17 protein-coding genes and 1 tRNA gene are annotated in these 19753 nt (G+C 46.7%); 14 read left to right on the forward strand and 4 right to left on the reverse strand.

Annotated elements, in window-relative coordinates; all coding sequences use genetic code 11:
* Positions 1–88: 88 nt before the first annotated feature.
* Positions 89–1261 (forward strand): RNA-guided endonuclease InsQ/TnpB family protein, encoded by a 1173-nt coding sequence (locus tag PMG71_RS15950; protein ID WP_283754695.1) that lies wholly within the window; start codon positions 89–91, stop codon positions 1259–1261.
* A gap of 85 nt (positions 1262–1346) precedes the next feature.
* Here PMG71_RS15950 and gcvT read toward each other — a convergent pair whose 3' ends face one another.
* Positions 1347–2444: a glycine cleavage system aminomethyltransferase GcvT gene (gene gcvT / locus PMG71_RS15955; RefSeq protein ID WP_283754696.1), complete on the reverse strand. Its 1098-nt coding sequence runs from the start codon at positions 2442–2444 to the stop codon at positions 1347–1349.
* Positions 2445–2926: 482 nt separating this feature from the next.
* Between gcvT and PMG71_RS15960 the strand changes: the two genes are divergently transcribed.
* From PMG71_RS15960 to PMG71_RS15985, 6 genes are all read left to right on the forward strand, one after another.
* A complete protein-coding gene (locus tag PMG71_RS15960) occupies positions 2927–4357 on the forward strand; it encodes a form I ribulose bisphosphate carboxylase large subunit (RefSeq protein WP_283754697.1) in 1431 nt (476 codons plus the stop codon).
* Between the two features lie 125 nt (positions 4358–4482).
* Positions 4483–4869 carry a RuBisCO chaperone RbcX gene (rcbX, locus tag PMG71_RS15965; RefSeq protein WP_283754698.1) on the forward strand — a complete coding sequence of 129 codons (387 nt, stop codon included), beginning with the start codon at positions 4483–4485 and terminating at the stop codon, positions 4867–4869.
* A 54-nt stretch (positions 4870–4923) separates the two neighbouring features.
* Entirely contained in the window at positions 4924–5265 is a 342-nt protein-coding gene (locus PMG71_RS15970; protein WP_283754699.1) for a ribulose bisphosphate carboxylase small subunit, read from the forward strand.
* A gap of 98 nt (positions 5266–5363) precedes the next feature.
* On the forward strand, positions 5364–6011 hold the full coding sequence (locus tag PMG71_RS15975) for a histidine phosphatase family protein (protein ID WP_283754700.1): 648 nt from the start codon (positions 5364–5366) through the stop codon (positions 6009–6011).
* 1 nt (position 6012) lies between these two features.
* Positions 6013–7059, forward strand: coding sequence for a glucokinase (locus PMG71_RS15980; protein ID WP_283754701.1), 1047 nt, complete (start codon positions 6013–6015; stop codon positions 7057–7059).
* 159 nt (positions 7060–7218) lie between these two features.
* Positions 7219–7291 (forward strand) — tRNA-Glu (locus PMG71_RS15985).
* Positions 7292–7361: 70 nt separating this feature from the next.
* Here the strand turns inward: PMG71_RS15985 and PMG71_RS15990 are convergent.
* Together PMG71_RS15990 and PMG71_RS15995 are read right to left on the reverse strand one after the other, a co-directional pair.
* Positions 7362–9038: an ABC1 kinase family protein gene (locus tag PMG71_RS15990; protein ID WP_283754702.1), complete on the reverse strand. Its 1677-nt coding sequence runs from the start codon at positions 9036–9038 to the stop codon at positions 7362–7364.
* 48 nt (positions 9039–9086) lie between these two features.
* A complete protein-coding gene (locus PMG71_RS15995; protein WP_283754703.1) occupies positions 9087–10142 on the reverse strand; it encodes a sensor histidine kinase in 1056 nt (351 codons plus the stop codon).
* Positions 10143–10435: 293 nt separating this feature from the next.
* On the opposite strand from PMG71_RS15995, the gene PMG71_RS16000 reads away from it, so the two are divergent.
* Entirely contained in the window at positions 10436–12136 is a 1701-nt protein-coding gene (locus tag PMG71_RS16000; RefSeq protein WP_283754704.1) for an ATP-binding protein, read from the forward strand.
* 127 nt (positions 12137–12263) lie between these two features.
* Positions 12264–14249, forward strand: a complete 1986-nt coding sequence (locus PMG71_RS16005) for a methyl-accepting chemotaxis protein (RefSeq protein ID WP_283754705.1) — start codon at positions 12264–12266, stop codon at positions 14247–14249.
* A 164-nt stretch (positions 14250–14413) separates the two neighbouring features.
* Here PMG71_RS16005 and hisG read toward each other — a convergent pair whose 3' ends face one another.
* The gene (gene hisG / locus PMG71_RS16010; protein WP_283754706.1) at positions 14414–15058 is read right to left on the reverse strand and encodes an ATP phosphoribosyltransferase; all 645 of its coding nucleotides are present in this window, start codon (positions 15056–15058) and stop codon (positions 14414–14416) included.
* 343 nt (positions 15059–15401) lie between these two features.
* Between hisG and lpxD the strand changes: the two genes are divergently transcribed.
* The 5 genes from lpxD (at position 15402) to hpsU (ending at position 19630) form a co-directional block, all read left to right on the forward strand.
* Complete coding sequence (gene lpxD / locus PMG71_RS16015; protein WP_283754707.1) at positions 15402–16442, forward strand: UDP-3-O-(3-hydroxymyristoyl)glucosamine N-acyltransferase; 1041 nt, start codon at positions 15402–15404, stop codon at positions 16440–16442.
* 15 nt (positions 16443–16457) lie between these two features.
* On the forward strand, positions 16458–16931 hold the full coding sequence (locus PMG71_RS16020) for a hypothetical protein (protein ID WP_283754708.1): 474 nt from the start codon (positions 16458–16460) through the stop codon (positions 16929–16931).
* A 91-nt stretch (positions 16932–17022) separates the two neighbouring features.
* On the forward strand, positions 17023–17949 hold the full coding sequence (locus PMG71_RS16025) for a glycosyltransferase family 2 protein (RefSeq protein WP_283754709.1): 927 nt from the start codon (positions 17023–17025) through the stop codon (positions 17947–17949).
* 138 nt (positions 17950–18087) lie between these two features.
* Complete coding sequence (locus PMG71_RS16030) at positions 18088–19041, forward strand: glycosyltransferase family 2 protein (protein WP_283754710.1); 954 nt, start codon at positions 18088–18090, stop codon at positions 19039–19041.
* Complete coding sequence (gene hpsU / locus PMG71_RS16035; RefSeq protein ID WP_283754711.1) at positions 19016–19630, forward strand: hormogonium polysaccharide biosynthesis acetyltransferase HpsU; 615 nt, start codon at positions 19016–19018, stop codon at positions 19628–19630. Before PMG71_RS16030 ends, hpsU begins: the two co-directional genes overlap by 26 nt.
* The last annotated feature ends 123 nt before the right edge of the window (positions 19631–19753 follow it).

A 19753-nucleotide genomic window follows, 5' to 3' on the forward strand; every position in this document is an offset into this window, starting at 1 on the left:
CCCCGCCCTTCCAGGGCGGCTTTACTAACCATAGGCTACCACAATTACATCTTAGGTGCTACCCTGTGAAAAATCCTTTGACTCACACATGGAAAGAGCATTTAACTACCGATTTTACCCAACCTTAGAGCAAGAGTCGCTATTGCGGCGAACTTTGGGTTGTGTAAGATTAGTTTACAACAAAGCGCTCCATGAAAGAACTCAGGCTTGGTATCAACCACAAGAAAGAATCGATTACGCTCAAACCTCTTCAATGTTGACCAACTGGAAAAAACAAGAAGAGTTAGATTTCTTAAATGAGGTAAGTTGTGTCCCCTTACAACAAGGATTAAGACACCTACAAACCGCATTTACCAACTTTTTTGCCAAGCGTGCTAAGTATCCCAATTTCAAGAAAAAACACCAAGGAGGTAGTGCGGAATTTACTAAATCTGCATTCAAGTTCAAAGAAGGTCAAATCTATTTAGCCAAATGTAAAGAACCCTTAGCCATTCGTTGGTCTCGTCAGATCCCATCCGGTTGTCTCCCAAGTTCTGTAACCGTAAAACTCCATCCGTCAGGACGTTGGCATATTTCCATTAGATTTGATGACCCCACCATTAAACCTTTACCTGCTAACGATAAAGCGGTAGGTATTGATTTAGGAATTAGCAGCCTATTAACTACCAGTGATGGAAACCAGGTAGCTAACCCCAAACCCTTAAAGAAACACTACCGTAAATTAAGGAGACTTCAAAAAAGCTTATCAAGAAAACAGAAAGGCTCTAACAATAGATATAAGTCCAGAGTAAAACTGGCTAGAGTTCACCAAAAAATAGTCGATACTAGAACTGACCATTTACATAAGCTAACCACTCAACTGGTGCGCGAAAACCAAACGATAGTGGTTGAGGACTTAGCTGTTAAGAATATGGTTAAAAATAGAAAGCTGGCACAAGCAATATCAGACGCAAGTTGGGGAGAACTGACTCGACAATTGGAATACAAATGCCGATGGTATGGCAGAAACTATATTGAGATAGATAGGTGGTTTCCTAGTTCTAAGCGTTGTAGTAATTGCGGGCATGTGGTTGAAAAAATGCCGTTAAATATTCGGCAATGGGAATGCCCTAAATGCCAAACCCGGCATGATCGCGATATCAATGCCAGTTGTAATATCTTGGCCGCAGGACTTGCGGTGTCAGTCTGTGGAGCGAGTGTAAGACCAGAGCAGAGTAAATCTGTGAAGGCAACTGCGAAGAAACAGAAACCTAAATCGTGAGATTTAGGAATCACGGTGGCTTCAGCCCGGTGAGGATGTCAAGGATGGGTTAAGAGGATGGGCAATGATAACGGTGTCATTGAATTTACTCAGCCCGATAAAAGGGTTTTTTCACCACTTTCATCGGATAGCGTTTGCCGCGAATTTCTACTTCTACTTCTTGACCAATTTTAGCCCATTTTTTGGGTAAGTAAGCCATGGCAATGGGATAACCGAGGGTGGGGGAAAGGGTTCCACTGGCAACTTCAGAAATTACTTCTCCAGCAGCCAAAAGGGGATAACCATGACGAGCAATATGGCGACCTTCTCCTTGTAGTCCGACTAACCGTTTGGAGACTCCATTGGCTTGCTGCTCTTCTAAGACGGAGCGACCGATAAAATCACCTTTGGTTTTGAGGTGGACTAACCATTTTAATCCGGCTTCTAGGGGGGTGGTGGTTGAGTCAATATCTTGACCGTAGAGGGCTAAGGCTGCTTCTAGGCGTAGGGTATCTCTGGCTCCTAAACCGCAGGGAGTAACGCCGGACTTGAGGAGGGTGTCCCAAAGTTGTAGGGCTGTGTCTGGGTTGAGCATTATTTCTACTCCATCTTCGCCGGTGTAGCCGGTGCGAGCGAGGAAGGCGGGACTACCGAGGAGAGACAGGGTGGCGTGACCGAAGCGGGGAATGGATGAGAGGTCTGTTTCGACTAGAGGTTGTAGGGTTTCTATGGCTCTGGGGCCTTGCACCGCGATTAGAGCTTGAGTGAGGGTGCGATCGCTAAATTGGATTTTATCGCGATCGAGGTGTTTTTCGATCCATTGGCGATCGCCTTCACAAGTAGCAGCATTGACAATAATGGCCACTTTTTCCTCTCCATTGGCCTCTTGGCTTTGCAGATAGACAATAATATCGTCAATTATGCCGCCTTCTGGATTCAGCAGCACCGTATACTGGGCTTCACCTGGTTTTAGACGAGCTAGATCAGAGGGGACAAGCCCTTGTAAACTGGCAATGACCGATGGGCCGCTGAGGAAGAATTTGCCCATATGGGAGATGTCAAACATCCCGACTTGGGTTCTAACCGCTTCATGTTCTTGTTTGATTCCCGAAAATTGCACCGGCATTTCCCAACCGGAAAATTCCGTCATCTTTGCCTTGAGTTTTACACACGAGTCAAACAGTGGAGTATGAAGTAAAGCCATAGTGATTGTCGTAATGATCCTACAGGCACTATAGCAAAGGATGCCCCCATGCTAGAAGCTCTGCCACAGTCTTGGCTAAGTACAGGGGGCGATCGCAAAACCCACCATAAAAGTTATCTTTTGTCAAAAATGATGTCCAGATCGTAACATTCTTCTCTAGTATTCCTCTTCAACAAGATAACGTTATATTGCGTTATGTGAGGAGAAAAAACAAGGATATTTACTCATCAATCCTGGAAAGGTTCGGTTTATTGGCGATCTCCAAACCAACCCTGAAAAATCAGGCTTAACATTTTCTTAATAAATGTAGACTTTTGTCAAGATCATTGTGATAAAGCTTAATGATTCCTGTAAACATAAGTAAGGATTATTTGCAAAACAAGTAGAAGTGAACAAAAAAAGGCCCGAATCTTGATATATTCTTAAACATCTAGCCAATCGGCACAAAACGTATTAAGTGCTAGTTTTTAGGAAGGGATTTCATGTCTTACGCTCAAACTCAAGCCCAGTCTAAATCTGGGTATCAAGCTGGTGTAAAGGATTATAAGTTAACCTACTACACACCAGACTACACACCGAAAGATACCGACGTACTAGCTGCATTCCGGATGACCCCGCAACCGGGCGTTCCTCCTGAAGAAGCAGGCGCTGCGGTAGCTGCGGAATCCTCCACCGGAACCTGGACAACGGTATGGACTGACCTATTAACCGATCTCGATCGCTACAAAGGTCGTTGCTACGATATTGAAGCGGTTCCTGGAGAAGATAACCAATACATTTGTTATGTAGCTTATCCTCTAGATCTGTTTGAAGAAGGCTCCGTAACCAATATGTTGACCTCCATTGTAGGTAACGTATTTGGTTTCAAAGCCCTGCGTGCCCTGCGTTTAGAAGATATGCGGATTCCCATCGCTTATCTGAAAACCTTCCAAGGCCCTCCCCACGGAATCACCGTAGAACGGGACAAACTCAACAAATATGGTCGTCCCCTGCTCGGTTGTACCATCAAACCCAAACTCGGTTTATCCGCTAAAAACTACGGTCGTGCCGTATACGAATGTCTGCGTGGTGGTCTAGACTTCACCAAAGACGACGAAAACATCAACTCTCAGCCCTTCATGCGCTGGAGAGACCGCTTCCTGTTCGTTCAAGAAGCTATTGAAAAAGCCCAAGCGGAAACCGGTGAAATTAAAGGTCACTACCTCAACGTAACCGCCCCCACCGTAGAACAAATGATGCAACGGGCCGAATTCGCCAAAGAAATCGGCACTCCCATCATCATGCATGACTACCTCACCGGAGGATTCACCGCGAACACCACTCTTGCCAGATGGTGTCGTGACAATGGCGTACTGCTGCACATTCACCGTGCGATGCACGCTGTTATCGACCGTCAGAAAGCCCACGGAATTCACTTCCGCGTTCTCGCCAAATGCTTACGGATGTCCGGTGGTGACCACCTGCACTCTGGAACCGTTGTGGGTAAACTCGAAGGTGAAAAAGGCATCACCATGGGCTTCGTTGACCTCATGCGCGAAGACCATATTGAACAAGACCGTCAACGCGGGATCTACTTCACCCAAGATTGGGCTTCCATGCCTGGTGTAATGCCCGTTGCTTCTGGTGGTATTCACGTATGGCACATGCCTGCTCTAGTAGAAATCTTCGGTGACGATTCCTGCTTACAGTTCGGTGGTGGAACCTTGGGTCACCCCTGGGGTAATGCTCCGGGTGCAACCGCCAACCGTGTGGCTCTGGAAGCTTGTATCCAAGCTCGTAACGAAGGTCGTAACCTCTTCCGCGAAGGTGGAGATGTCATCCGCGAAGCTTGTAAATGGTCTCCTGAATTGGCCGTTGCTTGCGAACTGTGGAAAGAAATCAAGTTCGAGTTCGAGGCCATGGATACCCTCTAATCTCTGTCCAGAGTTAGAGCATCCGTTAAGAGGAAGAAGAGGCAAGAGTGTTGTTCATCACAATCTTGCCCCTAGTCTCCCTCTAAAATCGGAGATTCTTTCATCTTAGCGGCCGAGATTAGGACATGGATATTAAAAACGTTGCCAAAGCGACTAGCCGTGTAATGGCGAGTTATCTCACTTATCAAGCGGTGAAAGTAGTCACGAACCAGTTAAGAGAAACCAATCCCGGTGAAGCGGTTTGGCTGAGTGGATTTTCCTCAACGGGGAAAATTCAGGATGGGGAAGCCTATCTTGATGAACTTTTCCAAGCTAAACCAGAGATGGCCTTCCGGGTGATGACGGTACGAGAACATTTGGCCCAAGAAGTTACTGAATTCTTACCTGAAATGGTTCGCAGTAATATTCAACAAAGCAATATGGAACATCGCCGTCAATATCTTGAACGGGTAACGCAACTTAATATCCCTGATTCTTCTTCCGATACCCAATCCCCAGCCGATTCAGATTGAGGATTGCTGGATTACTTTGAGTCCAATATTCTAGACACAACTGCTTAAAAAACCATGCAAACTTTACCTAAAGAGCGCCGTTACGAAACGCTTTCCTATCTGCCTCCTCTGACTGATGCTCAGATCAAGATGCAAATCCAATATATTTTGGATCAAGGCTATATTGCTGGTGTGGAATTTAGTGAAGATTCCAGCCCGGAAATGCACTACTGGACGCTGTGGAAACTGCCCCTTTTCCATGCTAGAACCGTCAATGAAGTGATGGCTGAAATTGATGCTTGTCGTGCTGAATATCGCGAAAGCTATGTTCGGGTGATGGGATTTGACAATATTAAACAGTGTCAAGTTCTGAGCTTCATTGTTCACAAACCGAATGCGAACCTCCGTCGTTACTAAGTTGTAAATTGGTAAATTAGTCGGGTTTGAGGAGGGGTAAGTTGCTTACCCCTCCTTTGGTTATTTTTTGCAGTTGACTCAGGATTGAATCTGGCTCTATGGCTCAAACAATTTGGATTGCACGACATGCTAACCGCTTGGATTTTGTGAATCCGGAGTGGTTTAATACGGCCGATCGCCGTTACGATCCGCCTTTGTCTGATGATGGTTTGGTGCAGGTGCAGGAGTTGGCCGATCGCCTAAAATCAGAAGGAATTAGCCGAATTTTTGCTTCTCCTTTTCTGCGAACGGTGCAAACGGCCCATGGGGTGGCGGAAGTCCTCAATTTACCCCTGCGCTTGCATTGGGGCTTGGGAGAGTGGTTAAATCCAGAGTGGATGACCCAAATGCCTGAAATTCGGTCATGGTCAGAATTGGCGGCTGAGTTTCCCCATCTCGATCCAGAGGTTCCTATTGAGGGAGAACCGGGTTATCCTGAAACTGAGGCCCAATGTTTTGCTCGTGCTGGAGAAACTATCCGCACTTTAGTCAATCGGTTTCCGGATGAGGATTTGCTGTTGGTGGGCCATGGTGCGTCCGTTTTGGGGATGGCGATGGGACTGGTGGATGGGGTGACGGGAGCGGATGTGAATGCGTCTTTGTGCGCTTTGGTGAAGGTGGTCAGAAATGGCGATCGCTTCATTATGGAGTTAAATGGGGATACTTCCCATTTAAGTTCTCGTGAAAGTCGAATTCGGTTTAATTAAGATGACGGTATTATTAGCAGGGGATATTGGGGGGACGAAAACGATCCTCAGACTGGTGGAACAAAGCTCTTCAGGGGAACCGTTGAGGGTTTTGGCCCAGCAAAGCTATCCAAGTCAGGAGTTTGGGGATCTCGTTCCCATTGTCCATCAGTTTTTGCAGGAAGAAGGGCAAGATTGGGGATATCCAGAACGGGCTTGTTTTGCGATCGCCGGCCCGGTGGAGCAGAATGAAGCAAAATTAACCAATCTCATTTGGCATCTCCAGGGCGATCGCCTGGAAGAGGAGCTACATCTACAACAGGTGAGTTTGATTAATGACTTTGCCGCCGTGGGTTATGGGATTTTGGGACTCGGCCAGCAGGATCTGTATTGTTTACAGGAAGCCGAAGCTCAACCCCAAGCGCCGATCGCCGTCATTGGTGCAGGAACGGGTTTAGGACAAGGCTTTTTGCTTCCAGATGCTCAGGGAGAGTATCAGGTATTTTCATCGGAAGGGGGCCATGTAGATTTTGCCCCTCGCACGCTCCTAGAATCCGATTTATTGCACTATTTGCGAGATAAATATCAGTGGGATCGGGTTTCGGTGGAGCGGGTGGTTTCGGGTATGGGAATTGTGGCCATTTACGAGTTTTTGCGCGATCGCCAATGGGCTGAAGAATCTCCAGAATTAATACAGGTGTTTAAAACCTGGAAGTCCCAGATCGGTCGCGAAAATAACGAGACCACTGTCGATCCGGCTGCTGTGATTTCGCGATCGGCTCAACAAAAGAGCGATCGCCTCAGTGAAGAAACCATGAATATCTTTATGGAGACCTATGGCGCGGAAGCGGGCAATCTAGCCCTGAAGTTACTCCCCTATGGCGGACTCTATATTGCTGGAGGTGTGGCGGCCAAAAACCTGTCTCTGATGACTGATGGACGCTTTTTACAGGCTTTCCTGAATAAGGGTCGTATGTCTAGACTCCTCCAAAAAATTCCGATTTACATCATCACCAATCAAGAAGTAGGCTTGATCGGTGCTGCCCTCTGTGCGGCCAAGAATGAGTAATGGGTAATGAGTAATGAGTAGCTCATTCCTCCCCATCTCCCCATCCCCCCATCCCCCCATCCCCCCATCTCCCCATCCCCCGACTCTCAAAAAAAATTTCCCACTGAGGGTTGACAGCTTAAAAAACCTTAGTTATGATGATTAAGGTGAATAAAACAAGCCCCCATCGTCTAGAGGCCTAGGACACCTCCCTTTCACGGAGGCGACAGGGATTCGAATTCCCTTGGGGGTATATAAAACAGAATATAGTATTGTAGGGGTAGAAACTTTTCCGCCCCTACAGTGTTTTTAAAGAACCTTAGCTAAGAAATACGGTTGAGGCGGTTGCGTAGGGAGAGGCGAAAGAGCGATCGCAGACAGAACACAGTAAACAACCCCGATCCACACAAAAGGGCGATCGCCCATGCAGAAAATTGGCCCACAAACAAAATGGTGCTGGAAATCAACGTAAAGCCAGCGCCACAGAGATAGAGTAGGCTTTGTAGTCCTAAGCTGAGAGACTCCAACAGGCGATCGCTCTCTTTCGCTCTCACCGAAAACATCAAGTCTCCCCCATCCATTCGTTTCCCTAACTGCTCCAAGAATTCATCCGTAACCTTGGACTTTTCAAAGGGGGACTGTACCCACAACTTCACCTGTCTTAGAGTTTCGCCGACTAAATATCCCGTCCCTTTCCCCGCAGTCACTTCCCGAATAAAGGGTTGAGAAGAGGCAGCGAAATTATATTCTGGGTCTAAAATACGAGCAATACCATCTAAAGTCGTGAGAGCCTTTAACACAAACGTCATCTCTGCGGGTAAACGAAAGGGTTGCTGCTCAAACATGGCATAGAGTTCATCTTTAATTAAAGTAAACTCGCGAAAATTCACCGGTCGTTCTGTAAATCGATCCAACAAAAATGCAATCAAGCGACGCACAGGAGTCATATCCGCCATGGGTTCAATTAAACCCATATTGATCAAGGTCTCTACAACTTCGTCGGTATCCTTGCGTAAGACCGCAAAAAAATTGCGGATCATTTGGTCTTTGGCCAAAGATTGAATTTCTCCCATCATGCCAAAATCATAGAAAATCAGTTGTCCTTTAGAGGTAACGGCTAAATTACCGGGATGGGGATCGGCTTGGAAAAAGCCATCTAAGAGGAGTTGCTTGAGATAGCAACAAATGCCAATTTGGTTGATTTTCTGAGGATCGAGACCGCAGGCGATCAGAGCGGCGCGGTTATCGACTTTAATGCCCGGTAAATATTCAATGGTTAAGACTTTGTGGGTGGTGTAGCGCCAATAAATCCGAGGGACGATAATTTTAGGGTCTTTGGCAAAGTTTTGCCGGAAGCGGTCTGCATTTAAGCCTTCTTGTTTGTAGTCAATTTCTTGATAGAGAATGCGGAAGAATTCACTATAGATGGTTCGCAGTTCATATTTGCGCGTCCAAGCAAACATAAATTCGGTGACTTGGATGGCTCGATAGATGGCTTTAGCATCGACATCGAATAGGGCTTTGAGTCCGGGACGTTGGACTTTGATCACCACTTCTTCTTGGGTGTGGAGGGTGGCGCGATGGACTTGGCCTAAACTGGCAGCAGCGAGGGGCAGGGGATCGAAGTCGCGGAAGATCGCCCCTACGGATGCGCCTAGTTCTAGCTCGATAATGGCGATCGCCGTTTGGACTTCAAAGGCAGGAACTTGATCTTGCAGTTGTTCCAGGGCTTCTACATATTCGACGGGTAAGAGATCGGCCCTAGTGGAGAGAGACTGACCAATTTTAATAAATGTCGGGCCCAGCTTCAGTAACGTTTGTACTAAACCCCTAGCCCGTTTGCGTTTGAGGGCAGAAGAGGGGCCTCCACGCCAGCGATCCCACAGTAATAGGGTGATGAAGCGAAAAGCCGCCAAAAAAATTTGAATTTGGCGAATGACTGGAGAATAGGTGAGTTTTTGCCAACGTCGTAGGGAGGAAGGTTGAGTAATTTTGAGCATTCTGGGGGCTGACCCGTTAACATTCACAACCGCTATCACAGCCTAGCATTAACTCTGGGGAAGGATTAGGGTAAAACAGGTTTCCCAGGATGAGCCAGAGTTAAGGGGTTGACTGTGGACGGTGATGGTTCCTCCTAATTGTTCCACTAAAGCCTTCACCAGGGCTAGGCCTAAACCGGTTCCGGCGATCGCCCGCTCGGTGACTCCAGTTCCGCGACGGAATTTCTGGAAAACTTCGCCTAATTCCTCTGCCTGAATTCCCATACCTTGATTGGCGATCGCCACTTGTACTCCTTTTATCCCTTCTGCCTGATAGGGTTGCACCAGGATCTTAACCTGACTCTGGGCATCGGAGAATTTGCCCGCATTGGCGAGCAACTCTGCTAGAATGCGCTTGACACTCTCTGGTTCAGTTTCTAGGCTTGTAGCTTCTGGAGCAATCTCTAGGTTCAGAGTCAAATGCTTATGGCTCCATTGGTTCTCAAAACTAGCGGTGACTTGCTCCATCAACTCTTGCAGATCTAACGCTTGATGGTCAGTCTCTACCGTCTGCTCTTCCAATTCTTGCAGAGCGAGTAAGTCATTAATCAGATGAATTTCCTGTTGGCATTGACTGTCCAAAATTTCCAGATATTTTTGTTGGCGATCGGCTGAAATTCCCGGTTGGCGTAACATCCGGATCGCCAAGCACATACTGGTTAGAGGAGTCCGCAGTTCATGGCTAATGGTACTTAAGAATTCATCCTTAAGTTCATTCAGATGGCGTAGCTCTTCCACCTGACGGCGGGTTTGTTCATAGAGTTTGGCTTGCACTTTCAAGCTCAATTCTAATTGGGCCGTGCGCTCGGCCACTAAGACTTGGAATTGGCGCAGGGTTTGGGGAGTTGGGGAGACAGACCCCGGAACAGCACTCACCCCAACACAGGCACTGTCTGGTAATGAAAGTCCCCGGTCTAAATTCAAATTTTCCATAGTAGAATTCCATGCTGGAGTACAAGTATCACCAGATTCTAGAGTGTAGGGTAGGCTATAATTAGCTCGATCGAGGGTTTGGGTACAATTTATATCCGTATTTTTACCACTACTAAGTCCCTTAAATGACATACTTTTTGTACCCCCACATTGATTAATCATTGATTCAAAAAACTAAAAGTCTTTAGCTTGAAGGAGATGCCCAAATTGTTAATATTCACAGCTTGAAACTCACTTCACTCTTCTGATGCATTGGGTTGAGTTACTTATTCATCAACCCCAACTACAGGGTACAATAATGTCCTCCCTAAAGAGATCCGAAAATTCCACAAACTTTCTCCAAACGACAAGCAACTTACTAGCAATAATCTGCCAATCTAGTTGTTTTTTTTATGTTTTCTTAATTAATTAATTCAGGGTAGACTATGATCGGTAGACAATCATCCGTATCATCCCAATCCAAGGCTTCGGCTGAGATTATTGGCACGGTCAAAGGCCCAGGTGAAACGGGCAATCAATATGTATTTATTACAACGAATAATCGCCAAGTCAAAATCGGCGAATTGGTTTATTATTCGTTGATTTCAGAGGATAAAAATCAGCAAATTCTCGGTAAGATATCAAGTATAAGTCTAATCGATCACTTGCCCGATCGCATCTTTGCCGATCCAGAAACGAGTCCAGAGGCGATCGCCGCTTTAGTGGGATTTACGGATAAAAACCCGGAATTGTATGAGGTTGGCGTAGAAGTAATTGGGTATTTTCACCCGAATTTAGGATTTCTTAACCCTCGCCAGTCCCCCGATCCGGGAGCGAAGGTGATGTTGGCGAGCGATCGCCTCTTGCAGTCCGTAATCAACCGCAAACAAGCCGGAGAAGTCGGTAGCGCCCACATGGGATCGATTCTCCTGCGTCCGGGTGGCAATGTGCCCGTAGTTTTAGATGTAAAAGAATTAGTCAGTACCCACCTAGCTATTCTTGCGGGCACGGGTTCCGGAAAATCCTACACGGCTGGGGTACTGATTGAAGAGTTTCTCGCCCCCCACAACCGCGCCCCGGTCTTAATTTTCGACCCCCACGGAGAGTATGGAACCCTAGCCGACTTACAAGGCCATGCGGCTTTTCGCGGTGAAGATGGCTATAGTCCCCAGGTGAAAATTCTGCTGCCAGAAGACGTGCATATCCGGCTGTCGTCCTTGGACTACTATGATATTTTGATGCTGTTGCCGACCATGAGCGATCGCCAACAGTCCATCCTCCACCAAGCCTTCAGCATCCTCAAAAGACACAAAAACTCCGAATATCGCTGGGATGTACAAGACCTGATCGCCGCCGTTTATGAAGCCGATCGCCAAACCGACGACGAAGGGAACGAAAAAGTAGGAACCTCAGCCCCTGCTCTGGAATGGAAACTCGAACGGTTAGAGCGATCGCCCCATTTCCACGCCTACAAACACCTCACCCCCCAAAACCTCTTTGAACCCGGCCAAGTCACCGTTCTGCAAATGAACGAAATCCCCCAAGAAGAACAACAAGTCATCTGTGCCGCCCTTTTGCGCCAAAGCTATCAAGCGCGGATGAACACCCAAAAACAAAAGCTCCTCCCCGACGATGATAACTATCTTCCCTTCCCCGTCTTCATCCTCCTCGAAGAAGCCCATCGCTTCGCCCCCGCTCACGAACCCTCCCGGTGTAAAGCCATGTTGCGAACCATCCTCAGCGAAGGGCGTAAATTTGGCCTCGGAGTCGGACTGATCACCCAGCGCCCCGGTAAACTCGACTCCGACGTACTCTCCCAATGCATGAGCCAATTTCTACTCCGCATCATCAACCCCGTAGACCAAGACAGCCTCAAACATGGGGTCGAAGCAGCCGGACGGGACTTGCTCAACGAACTCCCCGCCCTCACCAAAGGTCAAGCCATCATTTCCGGTGCTTGTGTCAATACCCCCGTCCTCTGTCGCATCCGCCAACGGCTCACCCGTCATGGAGGCGACACCCTCAACGCCCCCGAACTCTGGCAACATTACTTCCAAAAAGACCAACAGCAACAACGGCAAGCCAGCAGTGCCCCACCCGCCAAACGAGAAGCGCCCCAAGTCTTCAATGGACGTAGTATTGATTAATGTTTCGCGATCGCTTTATCGGGATTCTCCAACAGATAAAATAGAAACTGATACCCCCTCTCCCGTGGAAGAAAAAGATAGGGGGTGAGGGCTATAGCGTTTAGCCAATTTATGAATGGTCAAGATCATGTCTAAATTTTTCAAAAATCAAGGTTCCATCACTCAAAAAACACTTCTTCAGATCAGTCTTAGTGTCACCCTCATTATTACCGGTTCCACTGCTCTCAACTACTGGCAACTCCTATCGAGCCTCAAGAGCCAAAAACAAGAGCAACTCAAAGAATATGTAATCGAGAGAGTAGCCAGAGAACAAGAAATTTTCGATCTTGCCGCCGATAATCATGCCATCCTCAAAGAAGCCATTCTGAATTCAGAGCAATCACCCAATTCCCAACAGATCCAACAAAATTTCGATCGCTTATTTGTCCGCTATACAGATGGAGTGATTCGCAATCGTCCAGAACTCTTTAACGGCACAGAAGAATCCGGTGTTTATATTGGTAAATCAGCCTCCCTTACCCCAACCCTTCGCCGTCAGATTCCAGAGTGGAAAACCTTATCAGAAACCTATGGCAGAGCCTGGCATAATCGTTTTCAAAGTACCTTCTTAATGACCCCCGATAATATTACCATTGTCTACTGGCCAGAAGTCCCCAATTATGTTTATGAAGCCGATGCCAATTTTTATATGCCAGAACAAGAAGAATATCAAGTGGCTGTGGTTCAAAATAATCCCCTCAGAACAACCGCTTGGACAGCTCCCTACCGTGAAGACGTGAGTCAATTATGGTTAGTAACTGCGGTTACGCCTGTTGATATCAATGGTCAGCAAATTATATCCATTGGCCATGATGTTATTCTCAATGATTTAGTCGATCGCACTGTAAATAGTACAGTGGAAGGAGGTTATAACTTAATTTTTCGAGGGGATGGTCATCTGATTGTCCATCCCGAATTAATGAATCAATTGCAAGATAGAAATCAGCCTTTTCTTATTCAAGAGTCTGGAAATCAAAACTTAATTCATATATTTGAATTAGTTACCCAAGCCGATACCAACAAAATAGTAATTGAGAACACTCAAGACAATCAATATTTAGCTGTCCAGAAAATCAACGGCCCTGAATTGTATTTTGTTACTGTTTTCCCTAAAAATATTCTCGCTCAAAGAGCTGTCGGTTTTGCTTTATCTAATGTAGAAATGGGTTTAGCATTACTGGTGACCATTGTAGGATTTATTATTATTATTCTGAATACCCAAGTCACAAAGCCCTTAAAGCGATTGATCGATGCTACCCAGAAAATTGCTCAAGGAGATTATCATATCTCTATTCCTGAATATTCTCAAGATGAATTGGGAATGCTGGCCCACTCATTTAATTTAATGGCAACAGAGCTTTTACATCGGCAGAAAGCAATAGAAACAGCTCTTCAAAAAGAAAAAAACTTAGCGGATAAAGTTACTAATACCCTGGAAAGGCAAGCCAGCTCTGTACAGCAAGTAACGACAACCATGGATGAGCTAAATGCATCGGCTCAGGTTTCAGCAAACCAAGCCTCAGAAGCGGCGATTAGTGCCCAAGAAATCTTAGATTTACTAGAAGGAAAGCATGAAAGATTATCCACAGATGGCTATTCTAATTTAAAGGATAAAATTGAAAAGTTAGCTAAAGAAATTTCTCACTTAAGTGAACAAATTGGTAAAATTGGGATGATTTCGGGAGTGGTTAGTGATTTGGCTAATCAAACCAATATGTTAGCCTTGAATGCAGCAGTTGAGGCAGTACGAGCAGGAGAAAATGGTCAAGGGTTTAGCGTTATTGCGACAGAGATTCGCAAATTGGCGGATCAAAGTCGAGCTTCAGCAGAGGCGATTAATAATTTAGCGATCAATATTCAAAAGGCGATGAATTCTACCGTTGATATTACTGAGTCAAGTAAAAATTCTTTTAATACGATGATTGACTCTGTGAATCATATTGTGATTAATTCTGAACAATTGTCCTTGAATGCGAATCAGCAAGCGATGGCGATTGAACAAGTTTTAAATGCTATGAACGAGTTGAATCAGTCTACGACCCCTTACAGCACCTTGCGCGGTAATGAGGTGTAGTCGTAAAAGATCCCCCCTAACCCCCCGGCTTAAAAAGGGGGATTTAGGGGGATCAAAGTGTTCTGCATAGCAGAGAAAACTGCTGTATTTGGAGTAATTTGGAGTAATCAACCATAAATTGTATGGAGACTCGGCGATCGCCCTACAACCCTCCAACCCCCAACTTAACCCCTCTTCAGGGACTCCCCGCGCAACTGAGTAATCCAATCATCAATCCCCTCCACATTCAAGCGATAACTTAAAGGATGGGCAATCAAATAAGCGGTACTATCAAATAACTTCTTAATTTCTACTAACCCATTTTCCTTCAAGGTTTTACCCGTAGAAACCAAATCGACGATCGCCTCCGACATATCCGTAATCGGCCCTAACTCTACAGAACCATACAACGGGATAATCTCCACCGGTAAATCCAAACCATAGAAATAATCCTTAGCACAGTTCACCGACTTAGAAGCCACTCGACAATGGGCAGGTAAATCCAACACATCTTGATACGGACTCGACTCCTTCACCGCCACCGACATGCGGCAATACCCAAAACCGAGATCCGCAATTTGGGCAACATTCGGCTTCTTTTCTCGCAGCACATCATAGCCCACAACCCCCAATTGGGCTTGTCCATATTCCACATAAACCGGCACATCTTGAGCGCGAACCAACAACCCTTTCATCGTTCCCGTCGGATCGACAATTTGCAGTTGACGGTTACTGGAGTCTAGAAAGGCACTAAAATCAAGACCCACTTCCTGGAGCAGTTGAATGGTTTCTTTAAGTAAAGCCCCTTTGGGGAGAGCAACAGTGAGCATGGTATGGTAATTAATGAACAATTAACAATGGATTTTTAGGGGCGGGTTTAACCCATAACTAGAAGACTCACCAGCCCATGTTGTAAACCCGCCCCTTTCCTTGGTCTCTCCATACTTTACTATCTAGGAGACACCAACCAAAAGCGGGGCTTCTGCCAGAAACCCCGCTTCTCGGAACATGAAGATATTAAGCAATGGCTAACCCATCCTTGTTATTGGGAGCTAAAGACAACAGAGCCGCCGTTTCCTTTTGAATCCTAGGGGGCAGGAGGATAAGGGACATCCTTCAACCCTTTTTCGGTAAACTATGCAGAGATGCCTTTAGAGTTGGGTGATACTCTCTATGAAACTCAGTGAAATGATTGAAAAGTTGGGTCAGGTGGCTGGAGAAAATTCTTTACCGGATCTCGATCCAGAAGTTGTAGGAGTGGCTCCAGTAGACCAAGCGACACCCCAGAGTCTGAGTTTCATTGAGGGTGCGAAGTTTGCCAGTCAGATCGATACCACAGAGGCGATCGCCCTGATTATCCCCCCCAATTTAGCCCCAGCCGCCACAGAGCGGGGCATTGCCTGGATCGCGACTAGGGAACCGCGCCTCTTATTCGCCCAAGCGATTAACCTGTTTTATCAACCTTTCGATCCCGAACCCCAAATTCATCCCACTGCCGTGATTGCCGAGGATGTAGAGTTGGGAGAAGGAGTCTATATCGGCCCCCATGTGGCGATCGCCTCCGGAGTTAAAATTGGTGATGGAGTCCGTATCCATGCCAATGTGGCGATCTATCCCCAAGTGGAAATCGGCGATCGCACCCTTCTCCATGGCAACTGTACCATCCACGAACGATCAAAAATTGGTAAAGATTGCGTCATTCATAGCGGTGCAGTTATCGGCGCAGAAGGGTTTGGATTCGTTCCCACTCCCAAAGGTTTGTACAAGATGCAACAATCTGGGATCACCGTATTAGAAGACGGCGTAGAAGTCGGCTGTAATAGCGCCATAGACCGTCCAGCCGTCGGTGAAACCCGCATCGGTCGCTACACCAAAATCGATAACCTCGTCCAAATTGGCCATGGTTCTCAGATCGGCTCCAATTGTGCGATCGCCGGTCAAGCAGGCATGGCAGGCGGCACAAAAGTCGGTAATAATGTCCTCCTCGCCGGACAAGTGGGAATTGCCAACAATACCATTATTGGCGATAATGTAATCGCCTCCGCTAAAGCCGGAGTCCATGGAACCATTCCCCCTGGGTCGGTCGTGTCTGGCAACCCAGCCGTCAATCATCCCATTTACCTCAAAGCATCTGCCATCTATAAGCGTCTGCCCGATTTATATCAGTCCTTAAAACAGTTGCAACAGCGACTGAGTAACTTAGAATCTCGCTAACTCTGCACCGATCAGATGCATAGCCCTATTGAACGGCCCCATTTTCCCAAGCATAAACCCCCCCGCTTGAGCCGCCATCAAAACCAAGATTATCCCGATCGAGCCATCCATTTGCTTCATAATATTGAGGCGATCGCCCGCCAATGGCAAGATGAGTTAGATAAGATTCATCATCAAATTACCCAGCTCTATAACCAGGGGCCGATCGTTGAAGGATGGCTCGAATCTACCCCTAATTTAACCCCTAACTCTGCTCATGCCAGCGCTCGCACGACTTACCGACTCTGTAAACTCAATGAAAATGGAGAAGTTTCGAGTCGTCCCTGTCTCCCCGAAGAAGTGGCATCGATTAGTTTAGCCCTTCATCGCTATCAACAACTACGGCAGTTTCTCAACCAAAAGCATATCCTAGAAGAGCGTCTATTCCAACTCGCCCAATCTTTAAACAGCTTGCATAGTCAATTAGGAGATGGGGAGATGGGGGGATAGGGGGGTTGGACAAAATTGGAAAATTGAGTAAAACAGAGATGGCATCTATCAATCCAAGACAGTCCCCATTCCCCCGCTCCCCCATTTCCCCATGAGTGTCCAAATCTCAGCTATTATCTGTACTCACAACCGAGATCGATATCTTGGTGGAGCCATAGAAAGCTTACTCAACCAAGATCACCCGGATTTTGAAGTCATTGTCGTTGATAATGCCTCCAGCGATCGCACCCCAGAAGTCATCGAATCCTTGCAACCCCATCCCCGCTTAAAATCCGTTTATGAACCCGTCACCGGCTTATCTGTGGCTCGCAACACTGGAGCTAAAACCGCCAGTGGAGAAATTTTAGCCTACCTAGATGACGATGCGATCGCCACCCCCACCTGGTTAAGCACCCTCTCAAACGCCTACGCAGAGAACCCTAAATTGGCGATCGCCGGCGGTAAAGTCACCCTCATTTGGCCCCCCGACATCATCCCTCCCCCATGGCTCTCAGAGGGTTTAGCGGGTAATCTCGGAGCCTATGATTTAGGCGATGACCCCCTGTTTATCACCCAACCTAACCACACCCCCAGAGGCTTAAACTACTCCATCCGCCGCAGTTTCCTCGAAAAAATAGGTGGCTTTGACCCCAATTTAGGACGAGTCGGCAAAAAATTGCTCTCTAACGAAGAACTGGTGATGACCGAGTTGGCCTTACAATCGGGATGGCAAGTCAGCTATATTCCCCAAGCCTTAGTCGCCCATAATGTCGCCCCAGAGCGCGTCAACCGCTCTTGGTTTCTGCGTCGAGGCTGGTGGCAAGGGGTGAGTGAATGCTACCGCGAACAACTCTCCAACCGAGCAGGAATGCACCAATTTTCGCGGGGAGGAGAGCGCATGATTCGGGGACTCTATAAATCTGTCAAATACATCGGCGATCCGGCCCTCCGTTTTGATAACCTAGTCTATGCCTATGGTCAAATCGGTTATCTCAAGACGGCGATCGAAGGCCTATGGTCTAAACCATCTCCATCCTAGTCAATCAATCTCTACTCCCTTGAACTTGGCCACTAGACCAAAACTGTTATAACTGAAAGAGAAAAATGCAGATCCGAAAATTCAAATTTTGAGATCGATCTGATATCCTAAACGTTGTCTCATCCCCCCCATGCCCTTATGACCTCTGAAGCTGTTAAAGTCCCGGTCTCGATTATTATCCCCGCGAAAGATGAAGAAGATAATATTGCCGCTTGCCTAGAGAGTTTGCAACCGGCTGATGAAATCTTTGTCGTCGATTCCCAAAGTGGCGATCGCACCGCAGAAATTGCCGAAAGCTTAGGGGCCACAGTCGTCCAATTTAAGTTTAATGGGTCATGGCCAAAAAAGAAAAATTGGTCTTTAGAAAATCTTCCTTTTCGCAATGAATGGATCTTAATTGTCGATTGCGATGAACGCATCACCCCACCCCTATGGGAAGAAATCAAACAAGGGATTCAAGACAGCAATATGAATGGGTATTATCTCAATCGCCGAGTCATTTTTCTAGGCTCTTGGATTCGCCATGGGGGACGCTATCCCGATTGGAACTTACGCCTATTCAAACACCAAAAAGGACGCTACGAAAACCTGAACGTGGAAGATGTCAGAAATGCCGGAGATAACGAAGTTCACGAGCATGTGATCCTTGAAGGGAATGTCGGTTACCTCAAAGAAGACATGCTCCATGAAGACTTTCGCGATATCTATGCTTGGTTAGCTCGCCATAACCGCTATTCTAATTGGGAAGCGAGAGTCTATTACAATCTTATCGAAGGCATGGATGAAGGCAATACCATTGGTGCGAACTTATTTGGTGATGCAGTGCAGCGCAAGCGCTGGCTGAAAAAAATCTGGGTGCGCCTCCCCTTTAAGCCCACCATTCGCTTTATCTTGCATTATATTCTGCAACTGGGATTTTTAGACGGTCGAGCCGGATATATTTATGCCCGTCTTCTCAGTCAATATGAATATAATATTGGTGTAAAATTATTTGAACTCCGCCAATTTGGAGGCCATATTAATCCCAAGAAAGCGCAAATTTCTGGAACTCAATCTTCCCCTACCCATGTCAACCCCTCCCTTAAGTCCTGAACCCTCTTTATCCTATCGCTTAGATGCCCCTTCCTGGATCGATTTACGCCACTACGATCAGTCCAATTTCGATCGCGGTCGTCCCACTTGGGTGATTATTCTTTGGTGGTTTGTACAAGCGGTTACTTTTCCCTTAACCCTCCATAATTGGCATGGTATTCGGGTGATGCTGTTGCGCTGGTTTGGGGCCAAAATTGGTCAAGGAGTGGTGATTCGGCCTACAGCTCGCTTTACCTATCCCTGGAAAGTCAGCATTGGCGATTACAGTTGGATTGGTGATGATGTGGTGTTCTATAGCTTAGATGAGATTGAAATTGGCCAACATTGTGTGATTTCCCAAAAAAACTATCTGTGTACGGGTTCCCATGATGTGACAGACCCCCATTTTCGCCTCGTAACTGCCCCGATTCGGATAGGGAATGGGGTATGGATTGCGACCGATTGTTTTGTCTCTCCAGGGGTAGAAATTGGAGCCAATACGGTGGTTGGGGCCCGTAGCAGTGTGTTTCGCTCTTTACCCGAAGCCTACATTTGTTGGGGTACACCCGCTAAGGCCCATACTCCCCGTCCTCCCTTGAAGTCCAAATAAAAGTTTTCTTGCAGAAAAAATAAGTATTTATACGGTTGAAAATATGCTCTTTTTATGGATTTAGAATGGCTGAATCGATCCTAAAAATTCCCTTTTCTAAAATTCATGAAAATTGCGGAAGTA

The organism is Roseofilum acuticapitatum BLCC-M154 (genome assembly GCF_030068475.1).
Classification (GTDB): Bacteria; Cyanobacteriota; Cyanobacteriia; order Cyanobacteriales; family Desertifilaceae; genus Roseofilum; species Roseofilum acuticapitatum.